Annotated in this window: 20 protein-coding genes and 2 tRNA genes; 1 reads left to right on the forward strand and 21 read right to left on the reverse strand. The window is 50.0% G+C overall.

Going from position 1 to position 22835, the window contains the following annotated elements:
- The first annotated feature begins 11 nt into the window (after positions 1 to 11).
- Positions 12 to 491 carry a transcription elongation factor GreA gene (gene greA, locus AC9UCN_RS05595; protein ID WP_509524722.1) on the forward strand — a complete coding sequence of 160 codons (480 nt, stop codon included), beginning with the start codon at positions 12 to 14 and terminating at the stop codon, positions 489 to 491.
- Here greA and ilvA read toward each other — a convergent pair.
- The 21 genes from ilvA to AC9UCN_RS05700 form a co-directional block, all read right to left on the reverse strand.
- On the reverse strand, positions 488 to 1741 hold the full coding sequence (gene ilvA, locus AC9UCN_RS05600; protein ID WP_509524725.1) for a threonine ammonia-lyase: 1254 nt from the start codon (positions 1739 to 1741) through the stop codon (positions 488 to 490). The genes greA and ilvA overlap by 4 nt on opposite strands.
- Positions 1742 to 1793: 52 nt before the next feature.
- A complete protein-coding gene (locus AC9UCN_RS05605; RefSeq protein WP_509524727.1) occupies positions 1794 to 2675 on the reverse strand; it encodes a M48 family metallopeptidase in 882 nt (293 codons plus the stop codon).
- A gap of 18 nt (positions 2676 to 2693) precedes the next feature.
- Positions 2694 to 3257 (reverse strand): LemA family protein, encoded by a 564-nt coding sequence (locus AC9UCN_RS05610; RefSeq protein ID WP_509525003.1) that lies wholly within the window; start codon positions 3255 to 3257, stop codon positions 2694 to 2696.
- 108 nt (positions 3258 to 3365) lie between these two features.
- Positions 3366 to 3438, reverse strand: a tRNA-Leu gene (locus AC9UCN_RS05615).
- Between the two features lie 18 nt (positions 3439 to 3456).
- A complete protein-coding gene (locus AC9UCN_RS05620) occupies positions 3457 to 4776 on the reverse strand; it encodes an NAD(P)/FAD-dependent oxidoreductase (protein ID WP_509524730.1) in 1320 nt (439 codons plus the stop codon).
- Positions 4777 to 4788: 12 nt separating this feature from the next.
- Complete coding sequence (locus tag AC9UCN_RS05625; protein WP_509524732.1) at positions 4789 to 6006, reverse strand: S8 family peptidase; 1218 nt, start codon at positions 6004 to 6006, stop codon at positions 4789 to 4791.
- Positions 5994 to 6488 carry a DUF501 domain-containing protein gene (locus tag AC9UCN_RS05630; protein WP_509524733.1) on the reverse strand — a complete coding sequence of 165 codons (495 nt, stop codon included), beginning with the start codon at positions 6486 to 6488 and terminating at the stop codon, positions 5994 to 5996. The genes AC9UCN_RS05625 and AC9UCN_RS05630 overlap by 13 nt, the downstream gene beginning before the upstream one ends.
- Positions 6475 to 6936 (reverse strand): FtsB family cell division protein, encoded by a 462-nt coding sequence (locus AC9UCN_RS05635; protein WP_509524735.1) that lies wholly within the window; start codon positions 6934 to 6936, stop codon positions 6475 to 6477. The genes AC9UCN_RS05630 and AC9UCN_RS05635 overlap by 14 nt, the downstream gene beginning before the upstream one ends.
- 8 nt (positions 6937 to 6944) lie before the next feature.
- Positions 6945 to 8222 (reverse strand): phosphopyruvate hydratase, encoded by a 1278-nt coding sequence (eno, locus tag AC9UCN_RS05640; RefSeq protein WP_509524737.1) that lies wholly within the window; start codon positions 8220 to 8222, stop codon positions 6945 to 6947.
- A gap of 88 nt (positions 8223 to 8310) precedes the next feature.
- A complete protein-coding gene (hisS, locus tag AC9UCN_RS05645; protein WP_509524738.1) occupies positions 8311 to 9519 on the reverse strand; it encodes a histidine--tRNA ligase in 1209 nt (402 codons plus the stop codon).
- Between the two features lie 56 nt (positions 9520 to 9575).
- A complete protein-coding gene (locus AC9UCN_RS05650; protein WP_509524739.1) occupies positions 9576 to 10265 on the reverse strand; it encodes a nucleoside triphosphate pyrophosphohydrolase in 690 nt (229 codons plus the stop codon).
- Positions 10258 to 13800: a transcription-repair coupling factor gene (gene mfd / locus AC9UCN_RS05655; RefSeq protein ID WP_509524741.1), complete on the reverse strand. Its 3543-nt coding sequence runs from the start codon at positions 13798 to 13800 to the stop codon at positions 10258 to 10260. Before mfd ends, AC9UCN_RS05650 begins: the two co-directional genes overlap by 8 nt.
- A gap of 21 nt (positions 13801 to 13821) precedes the next feature.
- Positions 13822 to 14403: an aminoacyl-tRNA hydrolase gene (gene pth, locus AC9UCN_RS05660; protein WP_509525005.1), complete on the reverse strand. Its 582-nt coding sequence runs from the start codon at positions 14401 to 14403 to the stop codon at positions 13822 to 13824.
- Complete coding sequence (locus AC9UCN_RS05665) at positions 14396 to 15013, reverse strand: 50S ribosomal protein L25/general stress protein Ctc (RefSeq protein ID WP_509524744.1); 618 nt, start codon at positions 15011 to 15013, stop codon at positions 14396 to 14398. Before AC9UCN_RS05665 ends, pth begins: the two co-directional genes overlap by 8 nt.
- Before the next feature lie 150 nt (positions 15014 to 15163).
- Positions 15164 to 16411, reverse strand: a complete 1248-nt coding sequence (locus AC9UCN_RS05670) for an APC family permease (RefSeq protein WP_509524747.1) — start codon at positions 16409 to 16411, stop codon at positions 15164 to 15166.
- Complete coding sequence (locus AC9UCN_RS05675; RefSeq protein ID WP_509524750.1) at positions 16368 to 17342, reverse strand: ribose-phosphate diphosphokinase; 975 nt, start codon at positions 17340 to 17342, stop codon at positions 16368 to 16370. Before AC9UCN_RS05675 ends, AC9UCN_RS05670 begins: the two co-directional genes overlap by 44 nt.
- A 17-nt stretch (positions 17343 to 17359) precedes the next feature.
- Positions 17360 to 18739, reverse strand: a complete 1380-nt coding sequence (glmU, locus tag AC9UCN_RS05680) for a bifunctional UDP-N-acetylglucosamine diphosphorylase/glucosamine-1-phosphate N-acetyltransferase GlmU (RefSeq protein WP_509524753.1) — start codon at positions 18737 to 18739, stop codon at positions 17360 to 17362.
- Positions 18740 to 18766: 27 nt separating this feature from the next.
- Positions 18767 to 18838, reverse strand: a tRNA-Gln gene (locus AC9UCN_RS05685).
- 113 nt (positions 18839 to 18951) lie between these two features.
- Entirely contained in the window at positions 18952 to 19926 is a 975-nt protein-coding gene (locus AC9UCN_RS05690) for a hypothetical protein (RefSeq protein WP_509524756.1), read from the reverse strand.
- A gap of 77 nt (positions 19927 to 20003) precedes the next feature.
- On the reverse strand, positions 20004 to 21764 hold the full coding sequence (locus AC9UCN_RS05695; protein WP_509524758.1) for an ABC-F family ATP-binding cassette domain-containing protein: 1761 nt from the start codon (positions 21762 to 21764) through the stop codon (positions 20004 to 20006).
- Positions 21765 to 22829: a 4-(cytidine 5'-diphospho)-2-C-methyl-D-erythritol kinase gene (locus AC9UCN_RS05700; RefSeq protein ID WP_509524761.1), complete on the reverse strand. Its 1065-nt coding sequence runs from the start codon at positions 22827 to 22829 to the stop codon at positions 21765 to 21767. It abuts the gene before it with no gap.
- Positions 22830 to 22835 lie beyond the last annotated feature (6 nt).

A 22835-nucleotide genomic window follows, 5' to 3' on the forward strand; every position in this document is an offset into this window, starting at 1 on the left:
CTAGAGAGATTATGTCTGAAACTAACGATGCCAGCTGGCTCACCCAGGAAGCCTACGATCGCCTTGCTGACGAGCTCGAGTACCTGCTAACTATCGCTCGCGGCGACATAGCCAAAAGAATTCAAGAGGCACGCGAGGAAGGTGACCTAAAAGAAAATGGTGGTTACCACGCCGCCAAAGAAGAGCAGGGCAAGATTGAGTCTCGAATCAACCGCTTGGAAGAAATCCTTGCAACCGCCCGAGTCGGAGAAGCTCCTAAGGCAGCCGGTATCGTCCAGCAGGGACTTGTAATCTCGGTTGAGCTAAATGGCTCCGAAAAGAAGTTCCTTCTAGGCAGTGCCGAAATCAGCGACGAAGACATTGAGGTTTACAGCCCAGATTCTCCAATTGGAAGTGCGATTATGGGCAAGAAAATTGGCGAGCAGCTAGATGTTCACTTGCCGAATGGAAAGACTATCCAGGTCAAGATTCTGGATGTAACTAACGGTTAGTCTTCTCGAGATGGTTGAAGCTTTGGACGCAGCCCTGCTTTCTCCAAAGCCTTAACAACTTCCATCCGATGTTTGTGGCCGCTGGTCTCAACCGAAAGATTTAGCTCAACTTCACTTATCTGAAGGCCGTTTCCATGGCGAGTGTGCAAAACCTCAATGACGTTGGCGTGTGCTCCCGCGATCACTTCAGCGGTTAGAGCAAGTTGACCTGGGCGGTCTGGAAGCATGACCGAGAAGTTGGTGTAGCGATCAGAAGTTGATAAACCGTGGCGAATAACTCTTTGAAGAAGCAGCGGATCCATGTTTCCACCTGACAAGATAGCCACAGTTTTGCCTTTGGCCTTGGCCTTGCCGCTCATTAGAGCCGCTACGGCCACCGCTCCAGCTGGCTCGACAACCTGCTTGGCTCGTTCCAGTAAAACCAGAATTGCCTTCGCGATATCGTTTTCGGAGACCGTTACTACTTTGTCAACGTACTTTTTGATGAGCTCAAATGGCACCCGCCCTGGCTTGGAAACGGCAATTCCATCGGCAATGGTCGGGGTGGTTTGAATTTCAGTGACCTTACCGGCTCTAAGAGATGCTGGGTAAGCAGCCGCATGCTCTGACTGCACTCCGATAACTTTGATTTTTCTGCCCTGAGCCGCCGCTGCGAGCTTGGCCGCAACCGCAACCCCAGCAGCCAATCCTCCACCACCAATTGCCACCACAATTGTTGAAACATCTGGATGTTGCTGGAGAATTTCTAACCCAACGGTTCCCTGACCCAGAACCACGTCGATGTGATCAAAGGGCGGGATGAAGATAGCACCAGTGTTTTTGGCTTCCTCTTGTGCTGCCTTGAGGCACTCAGCAAAAGTGCCGCCCTGCTGAACAACTCGTGCTCCATAGTTTCTTGTGGCTTCGACCTTAGGAAGCGAAGCTCCAATAGGCATGTAAACGGTGGCTTTTATTCCAAGTTTTTTTGCAGCTAAGGCAACGCCCTGCGAGTGATTTCCCGCGGAGGCTGCAATTACTCCTTTTTTCTTTTCGGCTGCGGTGAGGTGGCTCATCCTGTTGAATGCACCACGCACTTTATATGCGCCGGTTCGCTGAAGGTTTTCACACTTTAGAAATACCTGCTGACCGACTAGGTCAGAAAGAAACTTTGAGTGGAGAGTTGGGGTTTCAATTGCGACTTGCCTCACATTAGCAAGCGCGGTCTCAAAATCAGTCAGCGAAGGAACTACCACTGGGGGTTGAGTAGTCATTGGCGCCTTTCGGGGGAAATTACCTAAGACCCAAGTTTAGTTAGATTTGCGCCTAGAACTTAGTGCCCATTGCCTGAATACGTTCGATTCGCTTAGGAATCGGAGGGTGGGTAGAAAACAGCCTCTCAGTGAACCCAGGCTTGATTGGATCATTCATGAACATGTGAGCCATGGAAGCGCTCACTTTCTTCATTGGGCGGCCATATTCGCCCAGCTTTTGGAGAGCGCTGGCTAACCCATCTGGGTAGCGGGTGATCTCAACGCCGGTGGCATCAGCTAGGAACTCCCGCTGACGCGAAACAGCGGCTGTCACAATCGGACCAATAAACCAAGCAATAACGCTTGCTACTACGCCCACCAAAAGGAATATCGCTCCGGCATTGTCTCTGGATCTACTACCTCCGGCAAAGAAAGTGGCTCTGATGGCAAAATCTGCCAAGATTCCAACAGCGCTAACTAGACCAAAGACGATGGTTGTCACTCGAATGTCGTAATTTCTAATGTGAGCTAGCTCGTGAGCCATAACTCCCTCTAGCTCGTTATCGTCCATTATCACAAGTAGTCCTGTGGTTGCCGCAACAATCGCGTGCTCAGGATCTCGTCCTGCCGCGAAAGCGTTAGGAGCAGGGTCGTTGATGATATAAACCTTGGGCATCGGAATACCTTCGGCAATCGAAAGATTCTCAACCGTTCGCCAAAGCCTGGGGTTATCAGACTTCTGTATTTCGACGGCTCCAGTAAGTCCAATCGCTATCTTGCCAGCCATGTAGTACTGGAAAATTGTGTAAACCAAAACAAAGCCAACAACAAATAGTGCCGAGGATCCGTTACCGGAAGCTGTGCCCCACCAAATTGAAACCGCACTTAAGAGTGCGACAAACAACACAATGATGATTATTGTGTTGCGCTTATTGGCAGCGATTGCTGAATACATATTGCTTTTCTCTTTGGTTTAGAAGCTAGCTTTTGGTGGCTCTGCGATGCTTGCAGCATCGGCCACCTCATAAAACTCGCGAGCTGGGAAACCAAGTCCCTTTGCAAAGAAGTTCTGTGGGAACTGCAACACCTTGGTGTTTAGTTCTCTTACGCCACCGTTATAGAAGCGTCTGGAAGCCATGATCTTGTCTTCGGTGTCGGAAAGTTCTGCTTGTAGCTTTAGAAAGTTCTGGCTTGCCTGGAGCTGCGGATAAGCCTCGGCAACTGCAAACAAAGACTTCAGCGCACCCTGCAGCATGTTCTCTGCCGCGGCTGCTTGCTCCGGGTGAGCCAGCGCTTCTGGTGAAACGGTAGCTGCGCGAGCTTTGGTCACCTCTTCAAAGACTTTGCCTTCGTAGGCGGCGTAACCTTTTACGGTTTCGATCAGATTAGGAATCAGGTCAGCGCGGCGCTTGAGTTGCACGGTGATGTCAGACCAAGCCTCGTCAACGCGAACATTAAGCGCAACTAGAGCGTTGTAAGTAGACCAGAGCCAGATTCCAACAAGGACGACTAGACCTACCAGTACCAAAAGAGCAATATCCACGAAGATTCCTATCAGTTATGAAGTTTGTGCCTTACAAAAATGTTAGGTCAGAAAGCTCAAAAATTGGCCGTTAGCACCAATCTCACAGAAAACTAAAAGGTGTGCCCCCGATGGGACTCGAACCCATACTGTGACGATTTTAAGTCGTCTGCCTCTGCCATTGGGCTACGGGGGCCTTGGAATCCAAGTTCTTCTAGATTTTTGGTCTAGAGGCCCAGGTTTCAAAGGCTAATCGAGGGTCCTTGCTAGCTGCGATAGACACAACATCGCGTCTTAGCAAGAAATTAGCAATCCAGCCACCTAGAACGCGTATTTTTCTTTCCCACATCGGCATCGCAAGTACGTGGTAACCGCGGTGCATGAACCAGGCAGGCAACCCGGTGATAGCAAGCTTGCGATACTGGAACACTCCGACTCCAATTCCTAGACCGGCAACCGCACCCATGTTTCTGTGGAAGTAAGGTTTGATTCCCTCGCCACGCAAGTTTGCAACTAGGTTCTTGGCCAGTAGCTTTCCTTGACGAACGGCGTGCTGAGCGTTTGGAACACAGTAGCCGCCGACCCCATCTCCGGAAAGATCGGGAACGGCAGAGTTATCTCCCGCAGTCCAAGCGTCAGCGATGATGGTCTCGCCATCAACAATTCGAAGTGAAGTGTCGGCTTTTACTCGTCCTCTTTCATCAAGAGGCAAATCGGTGTTCTTAACTGCAGGGTTGGCCATAACTCCCGCGGTCCAAACGATGATGTCTGCTTCTACCTTGAGGCCATCAGAAAGCTCAATCAATCCACCTTCAGCAGATTGCAACTGAGTATCCAGGTGCACCTTAGCGTTTCGATCCTGCAAATTCTTTACTACCCATTGGCTGGTCTTTAGAGAAACCTCGGGCATGACTCGGCTCATCGCCTCGACAAGATGGAACTGAACCTCGTCGAATGAAATGTTCTTGTAGTAGCGCAATAGATAGGTAGCCAAAGACATCATCTCGGCAAAGGCCTCAATACCCGCGAACCCACCACCAACAACAATAAAGGTGAGTAGTTTTTGACGCTCCGCTCCAGCAGGCAAGCTGGCAGCTCGATCAAAGTTGGTTAGCAAGCGATTGCGGATCTCCATTGCCTCTTCGATGGTCTTCATGCCAATTGCCAAATCAGCAACGCCAGGAATTGGGAAAGTTCTGGATACCGCTCCCGCGGTCACAACTACTTGGTCATACTCAATCTCGTAAGGCTCTAGGTTTGGGCTTGAAACCGTAACCTTCTTTTCCTTGTGATTGATAAAAGTTACTTTTCCACCAACAATGCGGGTGCGCTTTAGGTGCCTGCGGTAGGAGACCAAGACGTGTCTTGGTTCAATGGATCCAGCTGCGACTTCTGGCAAGAACGGCTGGTAGGTCATGTAAGGAAGCGGGTCAACAAGGGTGACCTCAGCTTCATTCTTACCAAGGTATTTTTCAAGCTTTTTTGCGGTGTAGAAACCGGCATAGCCGCCACCAACGATCAAGATTCTAGGCATTGAACTAATTTACTACTTTCGCTTTTCTCTAATTGGGCTGGGGCCTGGTGACCTAAAGGCAAAATACAAGAATATTGCAAGAAGCCCTAGACCAGCATAGCCAGCAAGTGGCAGCCAGTTGCTGATATCGGTGTACCAGGGTAACGAAGGCGCTGGCTCTTCGAGAACCGTGAAGGGAGTCGGGGCTTTTATTGGACTCACAATCTCTCCTGGGTCCACCTCAACCTCGGCACTAGCTCGATAAAGATCAATCCACTGACTCAACGAGCCCAAAGGATTTGAGGACGCTGAAGGAATCTCGGCGAGTAGAGCTTGAGTTGGATTAATCACACCATGACCGTAAGCAGTTGAATAGCCCTCGAAACCATCTCTGGTTGCAGAGTTGATAACTCGATTGACTACGTTTGCCACGTCCATGTCTGGGTACATTGAGCGAATCAGAGCTACCATTCCAGAAACAATTGGTGTGGCACCACTGGTGCCAGACCACATTCGATACTCACCGCCTGGAAAAGCGCCAATTAGATCTTCAGCTGGCGCAGATACCCCAAGAGATAATCCACTGGTTGAGAAGCTCTCTGACGCAAGACCATCTCGACCTAAACCAGCAACTGCAATAACACCTGGGATGGTTGCAGGTGCGGAGACTTCTTCGGTGCCATCAGCCCTATTTCCAGCGGCGGCTACAATCACTACGTCGTTTTCAAACGCGTATAAAAATGCTCGGTCCCAACTCTCGGGCCAAGTTACAGAATTCCTGGTGAGAGAAAGATTTATTACCTTGGCACCGTTATCTACTGCCCAGATAATTCCATCCGCAATCTGAGAATCGGTATCTAATCCTTCGATGCCAAACGCTATTGAAACCGAAAGCAATTCGGCTTTTGGTGCGGTGCCAACTATTTGAGCATCACCGCGACCGGCAGCAATAGAGGCAACCATGGTTCCGTGATAGCTGTTGCTGCCAACTGGTGTTTGACCATCACTTGATCCAAGTCCCGACATGTCTGTTCCACCAACTACCGCGCCTTGCAAGCTTGGGTGGGTGGAGTCAATTCCCGTATCGATGATTGCTATCTTGACGCCCTCGCCCTGGCTTGACTCCCAAGCGCTTGTAAAGCTGTAGTCCTCAATCCAGTACTGCTGGTCGCGAACCGATTCTGCCAATGCCGCACTCGATGGGCCCACCGTTAAAAGCACCGAAGCTGCAAGTATTGCTAGTTTTCGCATACACACCTACTTGGTGACCAACTGCAGGCTTCTAGCGCTAGGTCGCCGATGATGTTTACCCCTGGGCCTTTGGCCAAAGAGTGTGCAACAAGTGAGTGCAGACACTTAACTCGAGTTGGCATGCCGCCAGCAGAGATACCTTCGATTTCTTCGACCAGACCAAGCTCGGCTCGGTCCGAAAGATAGCTCAGGTGTGCGCTTTGGTAGTTCTTAGCAAGATCTTCATCCTGGGCGAGTTGATCTTGAAGCTTGGTCATTAGCCCCTCGGCTTCGAGAGTCGAAACAGCTGATGTGGCAGCAGGCAAGGTTAGGTAGTAAAGGGTTGGGAAAGGTGTGCCGTCTTCAAGCCTCGGTTTGGTTTGAACCACAATTGGATTGCCACATACGCACCTCGCGGCAATTGCAACAATATCCCTTACGGGCCTTCCGAGTTGTTTGCTGACTGATTCTAAGTCTTGTTCTGTTGCACTACTTCGTGTCACTGGTTGGTTCCTGATTTGGTTCTTCCAGGCCCGCACGCAAAGTAGATTCCAAAAGTGCTTCTACCCAATTCTTCTTGCTGGCCAAAACCTCAAGGCTGAATCCACTACTTTTTCTTTGCTCAGCAAGCATTGCGCCGACAGTTCCAGAAGTGTCAGAGAGGTCAATGCCTTCCGCGTCCATTACCAGGAAGCTAACCTCGCCTGGCATAACAAAATACAGTCGATCTCTGGCTTGTGCACGGATGTAAACCTCGTCATCCCAACGAAGACGCTCCTGCTGCATGCCTTCTAAGTTCTCTTGTGCCTCTAGAACAAGTGCCCGGTAGTCTGCTATTTGCCTTTGCTGTTCGTACCAAATCTGAATGCTTGGAGCGAGAGTGAACATTCCAATTAGGATTACCGCCAGCAGCGCTAGCGTGTAGCTATTTAGCCGACCGGTGATTCTCATTTAGTGTCCTAGCGAAAGTTCTTGAAAGCCTTAGCTCCTGGGTAGTAAGCGGCATCGGCAAGTTCTTCTTCGATGCGAAGTAACTGGTTGTACTTAGCCACTCGCTCACTTCTAGCAGGGGCACCGGTCTTTATCTGACCAGCATTGGTAGCTACCGCTAGGTCGGCAATAAAGGTGTCTTCGGTCTCACCGGAGCGGTGAGAAATAATTGCTGTCATTCCGTTGCTCTGAGCAAGTGCTACCGCATCCAGGGTCTCGGTCAAGGTACCAATTTGGTTCACCTTCACCAGAATGCTGTTTGCTGTTCCTTTATCGATTCCGGTTTGGAGTCTTGACGGGTTAGTAACAAACAGGTCGTCTCCAACTAGCTGGACTTTGTCTCCAAGGCGCTTGGTCATGGCTGCCCAGCCGTCCCAGTCATTTTCGTCTAGTGGGTCCTCGATGGAAACTAGTGGGAAAGCAGCTACCAGGCCTTCGTAGTAAGTGATCATTTCCTCGGCTGAATGAGCTTTGCCTTCGAAGTGGTACTTACCGTCTTTGTAGAACTCGGTGGCAGCAACATCCAGAGCCATGGCGATGTCGGTTCCGACTTTGTAGCCGGCTTTTTCAATGGCTTCTGAAATCAATTCCAGCGCTGCTCGGTTAGTTGGAAGATCTGGAGCGAATCCACCCTCGTCACCTAGGCCAGTTGAAAGGTTTTTGGACTGCAAAAGAGACTTCAAAGAGTGGTAAACCTCAGTGCCCCACCTCAGCGCTTCTGAGAAAGTTGGTGCTCCAATTGGAACAATCATGAACTCCTGAACATCCACACCGTTGTCTGCGTGAGCGCCACCGTTCAAGATGTTCATAAGCGGAACAGGAAGTGTGTGAGCATTTGGTCCGCCCAAGTACCGATAAAGAGGCAGGCCACTGCTATCAGCTGCAGCTTTAGCAACCGCTAGAGAAACACCCAAAATTGCGTTAGCACCCAAGTTTGATTTGGTGTCTGTTCCATCGAGGGCGATAAGAGTGTTATCAACCAGTCTCTGATCGGTGGCATCAAAATCAACCAGTGCTTCATCGATTTCTCCGATCACTCGAAGAACCGCTTTTTGAACACCCTTACCTAGAAATCTAGACTTGTCGCCATCTCTTGACTCGTGTGCTTCGAAAGCTCCGGTAGAGGCACCGGATGGAACTGCGGCGCGACCTAAGGAATCGTCATCTAGTAAAACTTCAACCTCGATAGTTGGGTTACCTCGAGAGTCGAGGATTTCGCGGGCACCGATGGCTTCGATAAGTGACAAGGGGTTTCTCCTTAGTTGTTCGGAATCAAATTCCAATGTGATTATCAGTTGCCGCCGTTGGCACACTACTAGTTTAGTTCGACTGGCCCTAGCCTATGGGTTTGATTACAAGGCCCTTGAGGCCTTCGGTGGGCTTATCAAGGCTTGCAAAGGAAGAAAAGCCCTGTAGCTTCAAGCTATCTAGCAGGGTGTTCAACTTCTTAGGCTTTGGCTCTAGCCTCACCTGGTAACCAGCTTCAATCGCCTGAGCTTGAGTAGCTAACGCTTGCTGAAGATCTGAAGGTTCGAAAACCAAAACCAGGTTCTTGTTTGCTGATGATTCAGTAGCAACTAAATCGGCAACTCTTTCAAAGCCGAGCGAGATTCCAACAGCCGCAACATCCTCGCTTAGCCACTTGCCAACCATTCCGTCGTAGCGACCACCGCCACCTATTGAACTTCCAGATTCTGGGTGCTCAATTTCAAAAATGATTCCGGTGTAATAACCCATTCCTCGAACTAGCGTTGGATCAAAGCGGAGCTTGCCAGGGTGAACCAATTCAAGGGCTTCAAAGACTGATGTCAATTGCTCGGGCACTTCTTGTTTTCCAGCCAGACCCGAAAGCCAAGTTTTTGCCTTTGCTGCTACCTCTTCATTGAATCTTTCCTTGAGCTCAAGGCAGACGCCATCGATGCCGATCTTGTCTAGCTTGTCGATAGTGATCATCGCTCGAGAGTGGTCCTTAGCTACAACTCCAAGTTCTTGAATAGAGCGAGAGAGAAGTTCACGGTGATTGACTCGAATCGTTGCAGTAGTGATTCCTAAAGCTGCAAGTGCGTGCAAACTAGCGTTTAGGATTTCGATTTCGGCCAAAGAAGTATCGTCGCCGATGATGTCGATATCGCACTGAACAAACTGGCGGTAGCGACCTTTTTGTGGTCGCTCAGCACGCCATACCGGACCGGTTTGAATTGCCTTCAAAACCTTAGGAAGCTTTGACTGGTTGGTTGCGTAGAACCTGGTCAAAGGAACTGTGAGGTCATATCTCAAACCAAGATCAGAAAGCTGGTCAGCACTTTGTCCCAGTGCCCCCTCTAACTCTTCGCCTCTTTTGAGGACTCGAAATGCCAGGCTTTCGTTATCCCCACCATCACTGCTCGTTAGACGTTCAATGTTTTCAAGGGCTGGAGTTTCGATTTCCTGAAAACCAAAAGATCGATAGCTAGCCAAAATCTTGCCTAGTAGCTCATCTCTCGTGGCTTTTTCGACCGGCAGAAAATCACGCATGCCACGAGGTGGGTTTATTTGCTGAGCCATATTTCCAGTCTGGCAGACCAGAGCAAAAAACTTGCGTTAGCAAGCTAGTGCTTTAGCTACCTGCCTATTACCCCAGCGTCAAAGTCATCGCTTAGTTCAAACTGTCTGATCTCAACTTCTAACTCCCTGACGCTTTCGCGAAGTGCACGCTCTGCATCGAGACCCTTGGATTTCGCAGCCAAGACCAAGGCGAGAAGCAAGGCTCCTAGCTGATCTTCATCGGCTAGCTCTATCGAGCCTGGTTCCTCTGTTCCCAGGACCCCAAGCGATTGGGCTTTGCCGATTACCTTGTCGGCAAGCATCAAAGAGGGCAAGGCTTTGGGAATGCCATCAAGCACGCTTTCACGCTCAGGCTTCTCGCGCTGTTTGTGGGCGTCCCAGTTCTGCATTACTTCTTCACCGCTGTTGGCTTTGTAGCGCTCGAGTTCTTCGGGTGTTCCAAATACGTGCGGGTGACGTCCCTTCATTTTCTTTGTGGAAAGCGCTGCAACGTCTTGAATGTTAAAGCTCTCCCCCAACGATCCAGACTGAGCAAGATCAGAATGGAAAATCACCTGGTATAAAACATCACCTAGTTCTTCCAGAATTTGCTCGCGGTTACCCGACTCAATTGCTTCGACCAGCTCATAGCTTTCTTCAATCAGGTACTTGGTAAGTGATTGATGAGTTTGCTCGGCATCCCAAGGGCAGCCACCTGGAGCTCGCAGTTTATTGGCTGTTGCAATCAGCTCATCGAGGTTAGTCATTTACTTCCACTTCCTTTTGAATTACGGCTATGTCTTGGAAAACTCTGTGTGTGAAATCAATCAAGGCTTGGCTGGTTGAAGTGCCAGCGTCGATCGCAGCAGGAATTGGAATCTGAAGAATTCTTGCCGATTGCAAATACTTTAGCCCCTGATGGCTTCGAGACAGCTTCACCTGAATAGATTCGGTCATCTCAACAGGCTGAATGCGCATCATGTTTGAAAGTAGATTCACATCTTTCAGGCCTAACCGGTTGGCAATTTGCCTTAGCTCGGTCACAAGAATTAGGTTCTTCACCTGCTCTGGCGCAGGACCATAGCGATCTTCCAATTCGGCGAGTATCGCCTGAAGTGTTTCCTTGGTTCCAGTTTCCCCAGAAGCCGCCGAGAGCTTGTGATAAGCCTCGAGTCTAAGACGCTCACTGTCTAGGTAGGTGTGAGGAATGTGAGCATCAATAGGAATTTCAAGCTTTAGCTCCGCTGGGGAATCGATTTTGATTCCCTTGAAATCGGCCACTGCTTCACCAATCATTCGAAGATACAGATCAAAGCCAACTCCTGCGATGTGGCCAGATTGCTCCCCACCTAGCAAGTTTCCAGCACCGCGAATCTCAAGATCCTTCAACGCCACCTGGATTCCAGCCCCAAGTTCGTTGTTTTGAGCAATGGTGGCTAGGCGGTCATGCGATGTTTCACTAAGTGGCTTACTCGGGTCATAGAAGAAGTATGCGTAAGCACGTTCTCTGGATCGTCCAACGCGACCTCTGATCTGATGCAGCTGAGAGAGCCCAAAGTGTTCGGCTCGGTCAATAATCAAAGTGTTGGCATTAGGAATGTCGATTCCAGTTTCGATGATGGTGGTTGAAACCAAGATGTCAAACTTCTTCTCCCAGAAATCAACAACCACCTGCTCTAGTGCCGCTTCGGGCATTTGACCGTGGGCCACCGCGATTCTTGCTTCCGGAACTAACTTCGCAAGATCGTTAGCGGTTTTTTCGATTGTCGCAACCCTGTTGTGAACAAAGAACACTTGACCCTCGCGAATTAGCTCTCGCCTTATAGCTGCCGCTACCTGCTTCTCGCTATAGCCACCAATAAAGGTAAGAATCGGGTGGCGGTCTTCTGGAGGGGTAGCCAGAGTGGACATTTCTCTAATTCCAGTAATTGCCATTTCCAGTGTTCTTGGAATTGGGGTTGCGCTCATGGCAAGAATGTCAACGTTGGTTTTCAAAGCTTTTAGTTTTTCCTTGTGCTCAACACCGAAGCGCTGTTCTTCGTCGATGATTATCAATCCCAGATTTCGAAACTTTACGCTGTCGGAAAGTAACCGGTGGGTTCCAATAACCATATCCACTTCACCGGTAGCTAGCCCGGCAATTGTTTCACGAACTTCTTTGGCGGTTTGGAAACGAGATAGCGATTTCACATTCACCGGAAAACCGGAGAACCTGTCCATGACGGTATCGGTGTGCTGCCTGGCGAGCAAGGTTGTTGGCACCAGCATGACAACTTGCTTGCCATCCTGGATGGCCTTGAAAGCAGCTCTAATGGCGACTTCTGTCTTGCCGTATCCCACATCCCCTGCTAGCAAGCGGTCCATTGGAATTGGCTTTTCCATATCCGCTTTTACTTCTTCTATGGTGGTGAGCTGATCCGGGGTCTCCTGGAAAGCGAAGGCCTCTTCGAGCTCATGTTGCCAAGGGGTATCTGAGGCGAAAGCGTATCCAACCGAATTCATCCTGGCCGAATAAAGCTTCACAAGATCAATGGCAATCTTTCGAACTGCCTTTCTGGCATTACCTTTCGCACGCGCCCAATCGGAACCTCCGAGCTTAGAAATAACTGGCGCTTCCGCGCCAACATATCGGGTGAGCATATCCAGCTGATCGGTTGGAACAAACAGGGTGTCCTCTGGATAACCGCGCTTGGAGGAGGCGTATTCGATCAGCAAGTATTCCCTTTGATGAACCCTGGCTCCAATGCCGCTGGTTCTTTGTATCAGCTCCTTGAATCTGCCAATGCCGTGAATCTCGTGAACCACGTAGTCACCGGACTTGAGAGTTAGTGGATCAACTGCTTGACCTCGCTTGACAGCAAGTTTTCTAGCCTGCGGAGCGGAGTATGAGCTCTTTGAGTAAAACTCAAGTTGAGTTAGCACTGTGAGCTTTGCAGCTTCTGAAACCAGACCCTTTCTTAGTTGAGACTGAATCAAGTAAACAGTGTTTGGTTTTGGTTCGTCAGGGATGGTTTCTGTGAGCACGGCGTTTGCTCCAGCTTGAACAAGTACCTCTTTGAGTCGTTCGTTTGTTCCCAAGCCTTCGGAAGAGATCACTACAAGGTGCTTCTGAGTAAGTTGATCCAACACCCACTCAAGGGCTGAGGCTTCGAGACCTTTAAAGTTTGGGACTTCCAAAATTCCTAGATTCACAACTTCTTCGGAATCAAGCCCGAAAGGAGAGATGGTAAATACCTGGAACTGCGAAAACTTTTGAGTGAAGCTAACAAAGTCAATGAAGCCACCACCGGAAAGATCGATTGGTGCCGATGCGCCATCCATCGCTGCGTCCCAAGCAGCGTGCAAAAACTCCTCGTTGGTTTCAACCAGACTGGCGGCTCTGGCTGCCGCCTTCTCCGGAGATAACACAACAACCGACAGGCTCTTTGGTAGGTAGTCAAAGATTGAGACCATGCCATCAGCTAGTGCCGGGGCTAGCGATTCCATGCCCTCAACCGGAATACCCAACGAGATTTTCTCTAGCATCGCTGCAAGGTTGGGAAACTCGTGCATCATTTCTCGAGCTTTGGAAGCCACGTTTGGTGTAATCACCAGCTCACGAGCGGGAAACAAGGTGACCGATTCAAGTTTGACCGCAGATGATCTCTGGTCCGAAACGGAGAATTCCCGGATCTCCTCGAGTTCGTCACCGAAAAACTCCAGTCGCGCAGCGTGCTCCGCGGTGGTTGGAAAGATGTCAAGAATTCCACCGCGCACTGCAAACTCTCCACGCTTGGAGACCATGTCAACTCTTTGGTAGGCCTGCTCCACCAGTTTTAGAGAAAGCTCGGGTAGTAAGTATTCTTTGCCAGCTACCAGTTCGAGAGGTGGAAACTTATCAAGCCCTGCAACAACGGGTTGAATAGCTGCACGTATGGAGACGATGAGGTAAACAGGATTTTTTGGCTTTTCTTTGTTTATCTGAGAAAGCCGACTAATTGCTTGAAGGCGCTGACCAACTGTTTCAGGGCTAGGGCTCAATCTTTCATGCGGAAGTGTCTCCCAGGAAGGAAACAGCAGTATTTCACTTTCTGGCTCAAGAAACTTAAGATCTCTTTCTAGATCTTCGGCCTCGCGACCGGTGGCGACGATTATCAAATGCAGAGATGGGGTGGCTTCTTGCAGTTCCGTAATCAAACTGAGAACAAAAGGGTTGGCAGCTTGCGGCGCGACTATTTCGATTCGCTTGTTTTTGAGTGTTGATTGGAGTTTTGCAACCGGGTAGCCCTGGCCCAGGCGCGCGACTAGGCCGTGATTTAGCACAAGACCTAGTGTAAGCGCGGACTAGTCAGCTGGTGAATGGTATTTATCTTGGGCCGAAACTAGGCCGTTGCCCACAATTTCTTCCACCGCATCGGCTGCTGTTTCTAGCGTGGTCTTGAATTCAGCCAGGTCACTCGCGGAGAAGTTCTTCAGCACGTAATCGGCGGCATCCATTGATCCAGGGGGTCTGCCGATACCTAGTCGCACCCGAATGAAATCTTTCGAGTCGATAGCGGAAATGATGTCTCTGAGTCCGTTGTGCCCACCGTGCCCACCGCCGAGCTTCAGGCGAAAAGTTGTTGGGGGAATATCTAGTTCATCGTGAACCACGATAAGGTTCTCAGGCTCAATTTTGTAGAAGCTCATCAGTGAGGAAGTTGGCCCACCAGATAGGTTCATGTAAGAAAGCGGTTTTGCCAAGATTAGCTTTGGCCCACCGATGATTTTTACCTCAGCCACCAAGGCGTTGGACTTATGTGCTTTGAAGGACTCACCGTGCCTAGCGGCCAAAGCATCCAATAGGACCTGGCCAACGTTATGGCGATTAAGTGCATAGTTGGGCCCGGGGTTCCCGAGCCCAACTACTAAAAAGGTGTTACTCAGCTTTGGCTTCCGGTGCTTTAGCGTCAGTAGCTGGTGCAGCAGTTTCTGCTGCTACAGGCTCTTCGTTCTTGCCGGCTGCTGTGATGATAACCGAAGCGATTAGAGCCTCTGGTTCTAGATCAAGCTTTGCTCCAGCAGGAATCTTAATGTCCTTAGCCATTAGGTGGAATCCTGCGCCTTCTTTATTGAACACAGCCTCTACGTACTCAGGAATCGTAGTTGCATCAACCTCAAGCTTGAGGGTCTTGTGCTCTAGATCGATAGTTGTTCCAGAAAGTGATTCACCGACGATGTGCACTGGTACCTCAACGTGAACTCGCTCACCCTTCTTAATCTCCAGCAAGTCGATGTGTTCGATTACCTGGGTTACAACATCTTTGGTTGCAGATTTCACCAAAACCAACTGAGCTGATCCTGCGATGTCTAGGTCGATAAGAGCGTTCTTGTGACGAAGCACCAAAGCAATCTCATGCGCGGGCAAAGTGATGTGTCTTGGATCGGATCCGTGTCCGTAGATAACCGCTGGGGTTTTTCCTGCGGCGCGAAGCTTTCGAGCAGCGCCTTTACCAAAGTTGGTACGGAGCTCTGCTACTAGTTTGTTTTCTGCCATGTTGAGTGTCCTTAATGTTTAGGCAAGTCCAATAAGGACCTGTTGAATCTTTTTCTACTCAAGCGTTTGACGCGAGGATCTGGGAACTTGCCCTAAGAACCCCGTCGATTACGGTTTCTAAAAGAAACCCTCGCCGTTGTTATCTACAGCCTAGCTTGAGTGCCTTCTCATTATCAAACCTGCCCGGAGCCCCATTGCCAGCGCCAGCACAACAGTTGCAACTAGCAGCGATTCAATAGGAACAAAGAACCCCACGCCTAGGCAGAGTGCAGCTCCAATCAGAGCCAATAATCTGCCCACTGGCTGTTTCGAGTGAAGCTGCCGAAAGGCTGCGAGGTTGGCAATCGCATAGTAGACCAGCACCGCAAATGAGGAAATCCCGATTGTCCAAGTGATATCTCCTGATACCAGCAGGGCGCTTGCGATGCCCAGAATCAAAAGATCGGCCACCCATGGGCTATCGAAGCGCTTGCTTCTGAGGCCAATAAATCTTGGGATTTCCCTGTCCTTAGCCATAGCCTCTGCGGTTCGTGAGATGCCCGCAAGTAAAGATAGAAGTGATCCAAGACAGGCCGTTGCTGCCACCAAAACAACCAACTGAGCTGGCAGCCAAGGCAATGCGATGGCTGCAAAGTCCTGGATTGGGGCTATCGAAAATTGTAGAGCTGTCCCTAGCTGGGCTTGAAGGGCATTAGCGACCAAAAAGTAAATTGCAATTACAAACACCAAAGACAGAGTGATTGCTTTAGGGATGTTCTCACTCGGGTTTTTTACCTCTGGTCCAAGAGTTGCCACCCTGGCGTAACCCGCAAATGCAAAAAAGATCAAAGCTGCTGCAGGCAAAATTCCCGCTATTGAACTTTGATCCTGCGATTCATCTGCTGCCACTTGAAATCCCGAGATTCCGACGAGCAGCAAAAGCGCAACCGTGGGAACGCTAAGAAGGAGTGCGCCAGTGGCAGTGCGATTAATGCCTAAGACGTTTATGCCAGTCATTAGTGCAAGGGAAGCAAAAGCGACTTCTACCTTCGCCTCTGGATAAATGTATGAAGCTGCTGCCAACGCAATTGCGGCAACTGATCCAACCTTTCCAAGAATGAACGCGATGCCGGCTAAGAATCCCCAGTTGCTCGATAGATATTCTTTTCCAAAAGCGTATGCTCCACCGGCCTTAGGAAAAACTTTGGATAGTTGTCTCATGCTTCTTGCATTTAGCGCAGCAATAACTCCTGCTATTCCAATCGCAAGAAATAGATAAGAACCGGATAATTCTGACGCTGGGGCAAAAACTACAAAGACGCCAGCACCGAGCATGGAGGCGACCCCGAGTGCTGAGGCACCAAAGAGGGAGAGCCTAGGACTGGCCAGGGAAGAGTGAGGTAACTGAGTCTTCGCCAAAAACAGCTCTAATCGCTTTTGAAATTAGTGGGGCAATTGATAAAACGGTTAGTTTTGCGAATTCCTTCTCAGGAGGAATTGGCAAGGTGTTGGTCACAATCACGTTATCAATTGCATCATCCGATAGGCGCTGCACAGCTTGTTCTGAAAACACCGCGTGCGTTGCTGCCACAATTACCCGCTTGGCTCCGTTGGCCTTTAGCGCTTGGGCAGCAGCCACAATGGTGCCTCCGGTGTCGATCATGTCATCTACCAGTACGCAGGTCCTGCCCTCTACCTCACCTACCAGCTCGTGAACAGAAACCTTGTTTGGAACATTTGGATCGCGACGCTTGTGAATAATGGCAAGCGGTGCACCGAGGCGGTCTGCCCAGATGTCGGCAACTCTTACGCGGCCAGAGTCAGGAGAAACCACAGTTAGCGGATCCTTGCCCCACTTTTCTTTCACGTAGTCGGCAAGCATTGGAAGTCCCCAAAGGTGATCTACTGGTCCATCGAAGAATCCTTGGATTTGTGGGCTGTGTAAATCAACAGACATCACTCGGTCGGCACCAGCAACCTTGAACAAATCAGTTACCAATCTTGCAGAGATTGGTTCGCGACCCTTGTGCTTTTTGTCTTGTCTTGCGTAAGGAAAAAATGGCGCGACTACTGTAATTCTTTTCGCGCTGGCTCTCTTTAGGGCATCAACCATCAGAAGCTGCTCCATGAGCCAGTGATTGATAGGAGCGGGGTGAGATTGAATAACAAAGGCGTCCACGCCTCGAACACTTTCTTCAAAGCGAACAAATGTTTCGCCATTTGCAAAATCGTAAGCGGTGGTAGGAACAAGTTTGGTTCCCAGTAGGTTTGCAACTTCCTCTGCGAGGGCGGGGTGAGCTCGACCGCTAACCAGAGCCAGCCTTTTTTCTCCAGTGGTCTTAATGGTCAACTGCGGGCTCCCGATTTCTATTTGTCGTTGCTTTTTGCGGCTGCTTCAGAAGATTTTGTACCTGGCCTTTTCGAAATAACCCAGTCAGCTATGTTTCGCTGTGGTGCAACATTCATTCCAAGATCTCCAGGTGCTACGTCTTTTCTTACTACTGTTCCGGCAGCGGTATACGCTCCATCTCCAATCGTAATGGGCGCCACAAAAACGTTGTGCGAGCCCGATCGAACGTGTGAGCCAATCTTTGAGCTGCTCTTTTTCACACCATCGTAGTTGGCAAAGATGGTGCCGGCACCGATGTTGGAGTACTCCCCAATCTCGGCATCCCCCACATAAGAAAGGTGCGGCACCTTTGAGCCACGGCCTATCTGGGCGTTCTTGGTCTCAACGAAGGAGCCAATCTTGCCCTCGGGACCTAGGTTGGTGCCCTTACGAAGGTAGGAAAACGGCCCGACCTTGGCGCTTTCCTGGACAGTGCTACTTTCAATAACCACGTCGGGGCCAATCTCTGCCATCGGCCCAATCTTGGTTGCTCCGCGAAGATGTGTTCCGGGGTGCAATACCGCGTCCTGGCCAATTGAAACCTCAACGTCAATCCATGTGGTGTCTGGATCCAAGATGGTCACTCCCGCAAGCTGCCAACCGCGACATATACGCGCGTTCAGCTCTTTCGCTACTTCTGAAAGCTGAGTGCGGTCATTGATGCCATGAACCAACCAGTTGTCTGCGACGATCTGGGCGACGACAGTGTGATTGTCCTCGACAATAAGTGCCGCTACATCCGTTAGGTACTTCTCACCCTGAGCATTGTGGGAATCAAGATGGGACAATCCTTGCCTTAGGTGAGCCACGTCAAAGACATATACTCCAGCGTTGATTTCCTTGATTGCGGCTTCTTCTTCAGAAGCATCGAGGTGCTCAACTATTTTGGCAACGTTGCCTTCTTTGGATCGAATGATTCTGCCGTAGCCGGAAGGGTCATCAATAATCGCGGTCAAAATAGTCGCCGAAGCTTTGCTCGAGCGATGTGAATCAACCAGTGCGCTTAGGGTATCTAGATCCATAAGCGGAACGTCGCCGCTTACAACTAATACGTCGCCATCAAAGTCGCTTGGAATTTTAGCGAGACTAACTTCGACTGCACGACCGGTTCCGGCGATGTCATCTTGCTCGACCAGGATGGCTTTGGGAAAATTAGCACCGAGATACTCGGAGAGAAGTTCTTTCTTGTGACGCAACACAACATAGACACCTTTGGACTCCAAGGCTGAAACGGTGGAAACAACATGTCCCAAGAGCGGCTTGCCAGCCAGTTCGTGCATAACTTTCGGGGTATTGGAAACCATCCTGGTTCCATTACCTGCCGCCAGCACTACGCAAGCTAGTTGCCTAGTAGACATCTTCATCTCCCGATCGCTTCACTTGTGCTCCGCCCTCAGGATTCGAACCTGAACTAAACGGCTCCAAAGGCCGCCGTGCTGCCGTTACACTAGGGCGGATCGTAACCCGAAGCACTGATTACTTAGCAAGTCTGCCAGAAATCAGCTATCCCTAGTCACTTTGTGCCTTCAATCTAGGCAATTCAGGGCGTTTAGAGCCGAAATTCGGGACCTTAGTCTTCTAGCAAAGTAGCAATCACGTAGTTGTGAGGTCCGGAAATAGCATTGTTCTTTTCTGCCGTACTCAACACAACTAGCCACTTACCCGCTCCGGTTGAAACAGCAGCTGGATCTAGGTAGTTCTTTTCAGCATCTTCCAATAATGGAGTTGGGTCAATCTCCCATGAAATTCCATCAGTTGATTTGGCCACGTAGATTTTCTGGGGCAGTCTGGCGGGGGTTGTCGAAAGAAGTAGCACCCAGTCGTTGGCATCGACTCGAAGCATGAATGGGTCAACGTAACCACCAGAAATCACAAAACCATCATTTGCGGTGTAAGTGATTCCGTCGGTTGAGTTTGCTGTTCTTAGAACCTCTGAGTTTTGACCTTCAACCATGTCCACCCACATCATTTGGTATGTACCATCTGGAGTTATGTAGGTTTCTGGAACACCCCATGCAGGTCCTGGCTTGTCTTGCTTAATTCCAGTCGGAACACCGTCGCCGAATGATGTCAACTCTGCTGCCGTTGAGACCATGACAGTCTTAATTGCTTTCGAAGGATCCGGCGCTTTACCTGGTTCTGCCTGAGGTGCGTCAAATGTGATGTAGTAAAGCAGCCACGATCCATCAGGTTTTTGGACTAGAGAGTAATCGTTTCCCATAGGAACTCTAAAGCTTGGATCTGGTGTAAACGAAACTCCATCGGCTGATCGGTAAACACGATTCTGACCAAGGCCAGTAGTCAAAAGTAGGTAGCCGCCAGCTGGGTCTTCGACCAGCTCCGGGGAGACTCCTTCAAGGTTCGTGACTTCGTCAACGTTAAGTTTGAATGTCGGAGCCGATGCCTCTTCTGATGCTGGCGCTGATGCTTCAGGTTCTGGCGCATCTACAGTTCCGCTCTGGCAACCGGTCAGCAGTAGAAGTGAACACACCGATACAACTGCGAGTGATTTATCTAGATGCATAAACACCCAAGACTCCTTCATGACAGAAGCTATAAACGATTTCTAAATTGTAGTCCTGGGAAATTAACTTGAGCAGGTTTACTTGCCAAACAAGGTACCTATGTCGTTTCGCTGAGTTCCATCCACTGGGCCTCAAGTAAGGCCTTTTGGGCGGCCAGTTCATTGGCCTTCAGGGCTGCAGCAGCCAATCCCTCGTGATCTAAGGGGTCGCGACTTTGTAGATCCAGCTGAACTGCTGCCTCTTCGGTTTCCAGTTTCTCTATAGCGCGCTCAAGTTTCTGGATGGCTTTTTGGCTGGCTCTAAGCTCGGCTCCCGAGACCTTTGGAGCTGTCTGTTGGATCGCCGCTTTCCCTGCCGCACCTCGAAGCTCGAGATACTGATCCACGCCCCGTGGCAAATGACGAAGTGCCCCATCACCGAGCAGCGCGTATTGCATGTCGGTGACCCGCTCAAGAAGGTACCTATCGTGGCTGACAACAATTAGTGTTCCCGGCCATGAATCAAGTAGGTCTTCCACCTGAGCCAACATGTCGGTATCCAAATCATTTGTTGGCTCATCCAGAATCAAAAGGTTTGGTTCACCAAAGAGTAAACGAAGTAGTTGAAGTCTTCTTTTTTGACCACCCGATAAATCAGAAACCGGAGTCTGTAATTGCAGGCTAGTAAATCCAAGCTGCTCGATTAGTTGAGAAATACCGACCTCTTTCTTGTTTACCGTGAAGGTCTTCTTCTCGCGAGCAATAAGTTCAAAAATTCTCTGGTCGCCAAATTCATCCAATTCCAAAACCTCTTGGCTAAGAATTGCTGGCACTACAGTTTTGCCTAGCTTTACCTTTCCAGAAGTAGCAGAGAGCTTTCCAAGAATCAATCGAAGCAGGGTGGTTTTACCTGCGCCATTTGGTCCCACTAGTCCGATTCGATCCCCCGGACCCAACCTAAGAGTTACGTTGTTTAGGATTTGCTGCGAATCAATCTCGTAACTCAAATTTTCAATATCAAGAACATCCTTGCCGAGCCTGGTAGTGGCGAGCTTGGCAAGACTCACGCTGTCTCTAGGAGGTGGCTCGTTGGCTATTAATTCATTGGCCGCATCGATTCGAAACTTTGGCTTGGTCGTTCTGGCTGGTGCTCCCCGTCTTAGCCAGGCCAGCTCTTTTCGAAGCAAGTTTTGTCTTCGAGATTCGCTTGCAGCTTGGGATCTGGCGCGCTCGTTTCGCTCCAGAATGTATGCGGCGTAGCCTCCTTCGTAGATTTCAACTGTGCCATCGTGGACTTCCCAGGTGAGATTACAGACCTCGTCTAAGAACCAGCGGTCGTGAGTTACCACCAGTAAGCCGCCTGTTGCCTTGCCCCAGCGAGTTTTTAGGTGCTGTGCCAGCCAAGCAACTCCCTCGATGTCCAGGTGGTTAGTTGGCTCATCCAGCATCAAGATATCCCACTCCTTGGCTAACAAAGCAGCTAGGGCCACTCTTCTTCGCTGACCACCAGATAGCTCAGAAACTTTTTGGTTAAAGTCAAAGTCTTTTAGTAGACCCTGGAAGATATCTCGGATCTTGGAGTTTCCTGCCCACTCGTGCTCGGGGGTATCTCCAACCACCACATGAGAAATGGTTTCTGATGGCGCAAACTGATCGAACTGATCCAATAGCCCAACGCGAACATCACCTCGCTTGGTGATTTGTCCGGAGTCTGGTTCTTGAATTCGAGCGAAGAGTTTAATCAGGGTTGATTTGCCGTCACCGTTGCGTCCAACAATTCCTATTCGGTCACCGTCTTGCACGCCAATTGTCAGGTTCTCAAAGACTCTGGTTGTTGCAAAGCTAAGGCGGATCTTCTCCGCCCCAAGTAGGTGGGCCAACTAGTTTTCCAGCCTGGTTCCGGAGTTTGAAGTGTAAGTAACAAGGCTGGGGTAACCCGCAGCTTTTAGTCGTGTGGCGATTTGTTCAGCGTGGATAGCATTTTTGGCAAGGTGGGCAATAGTTGGACCAGATCCTGAAACCATTGAGCGAACAGATCCAGCCTTTTGACCCGCGCGTAAAGTATCAGCTAGTTCCGGTAGCATCGCAACAGCTGCGATCTCTAGATCGTTATGCATCAACTTCCCTATCGCCTCAACATCTCCGGAAGCAATTGCCTCCAACAGTTCTTCAGGAACTTCTGGAGCCTCCAGGGCTGAGACATCTATTCCCTGGTTGATTCGCATGATATCCAGCTGACGATATACCTGAGGAGTTGAAAGCCCTGTTGGGTTGGGTGTCATGACCCAGTGCAGAGCGGGACCGTCGGCTACCTTGGAAAGCACTTCGCCTCTGCCAACACCGATAGCAGTTCCTCCCATAAGGGAGAAGGGAACATCGGAGCCAAGCTTGGCCGCAGCCTCTGGAAGTTTCTCATCCAGTTTTGATCCGAAGAGACTGTTTAGAGCAACCAGTGCGGCAGCGGCGTCGGCTGATCCCCCAGCCATACCCCCGGCTATCGGGACGCTTTTGTGAATCAAGAAGGACACCTTGTCAGAACCCATGACTGAGCCAAGTTCCTTTAGCTCCTGACCTGCCCTATAGACCAGATTCGTTGTGTCTTTGGGAACAAGTAGCTGGCTCTCTTGTTCAAAGGGACCCGCAAAGTCAATTGAGAAGCTACCGGTGAGTTCAACGAGGACTTTCTCTCGAAGATTCAAAGCCTGATAGCAACTTGCCACATCATGAAAGCCATCTTTCAAAAATGCCCCAACGGCAAGGTAAACGTTTACCTTGCCAGGGCTTGAGGCAACAACAATTGGAGGCCCATTGAGCCGTTTCTGCAAAATGGCAACAACTTCATTCCAATACTTGATCTGGGCTTGTCCAACTTGGTTAGCCACCGACCCACTCATCACGAGCTCAAGCTCTGTGACATTTGAGCTCCAAGCCGAAACTGTAGACACTGCTTT

This window comes from Rhodoluna sp., assembly GCF_036721215.1.
GTDB lineage: Bacteria > Actinomycetota > Actinomycetes > Actinomycetales > Microbacteriaceae > Rhodoluna.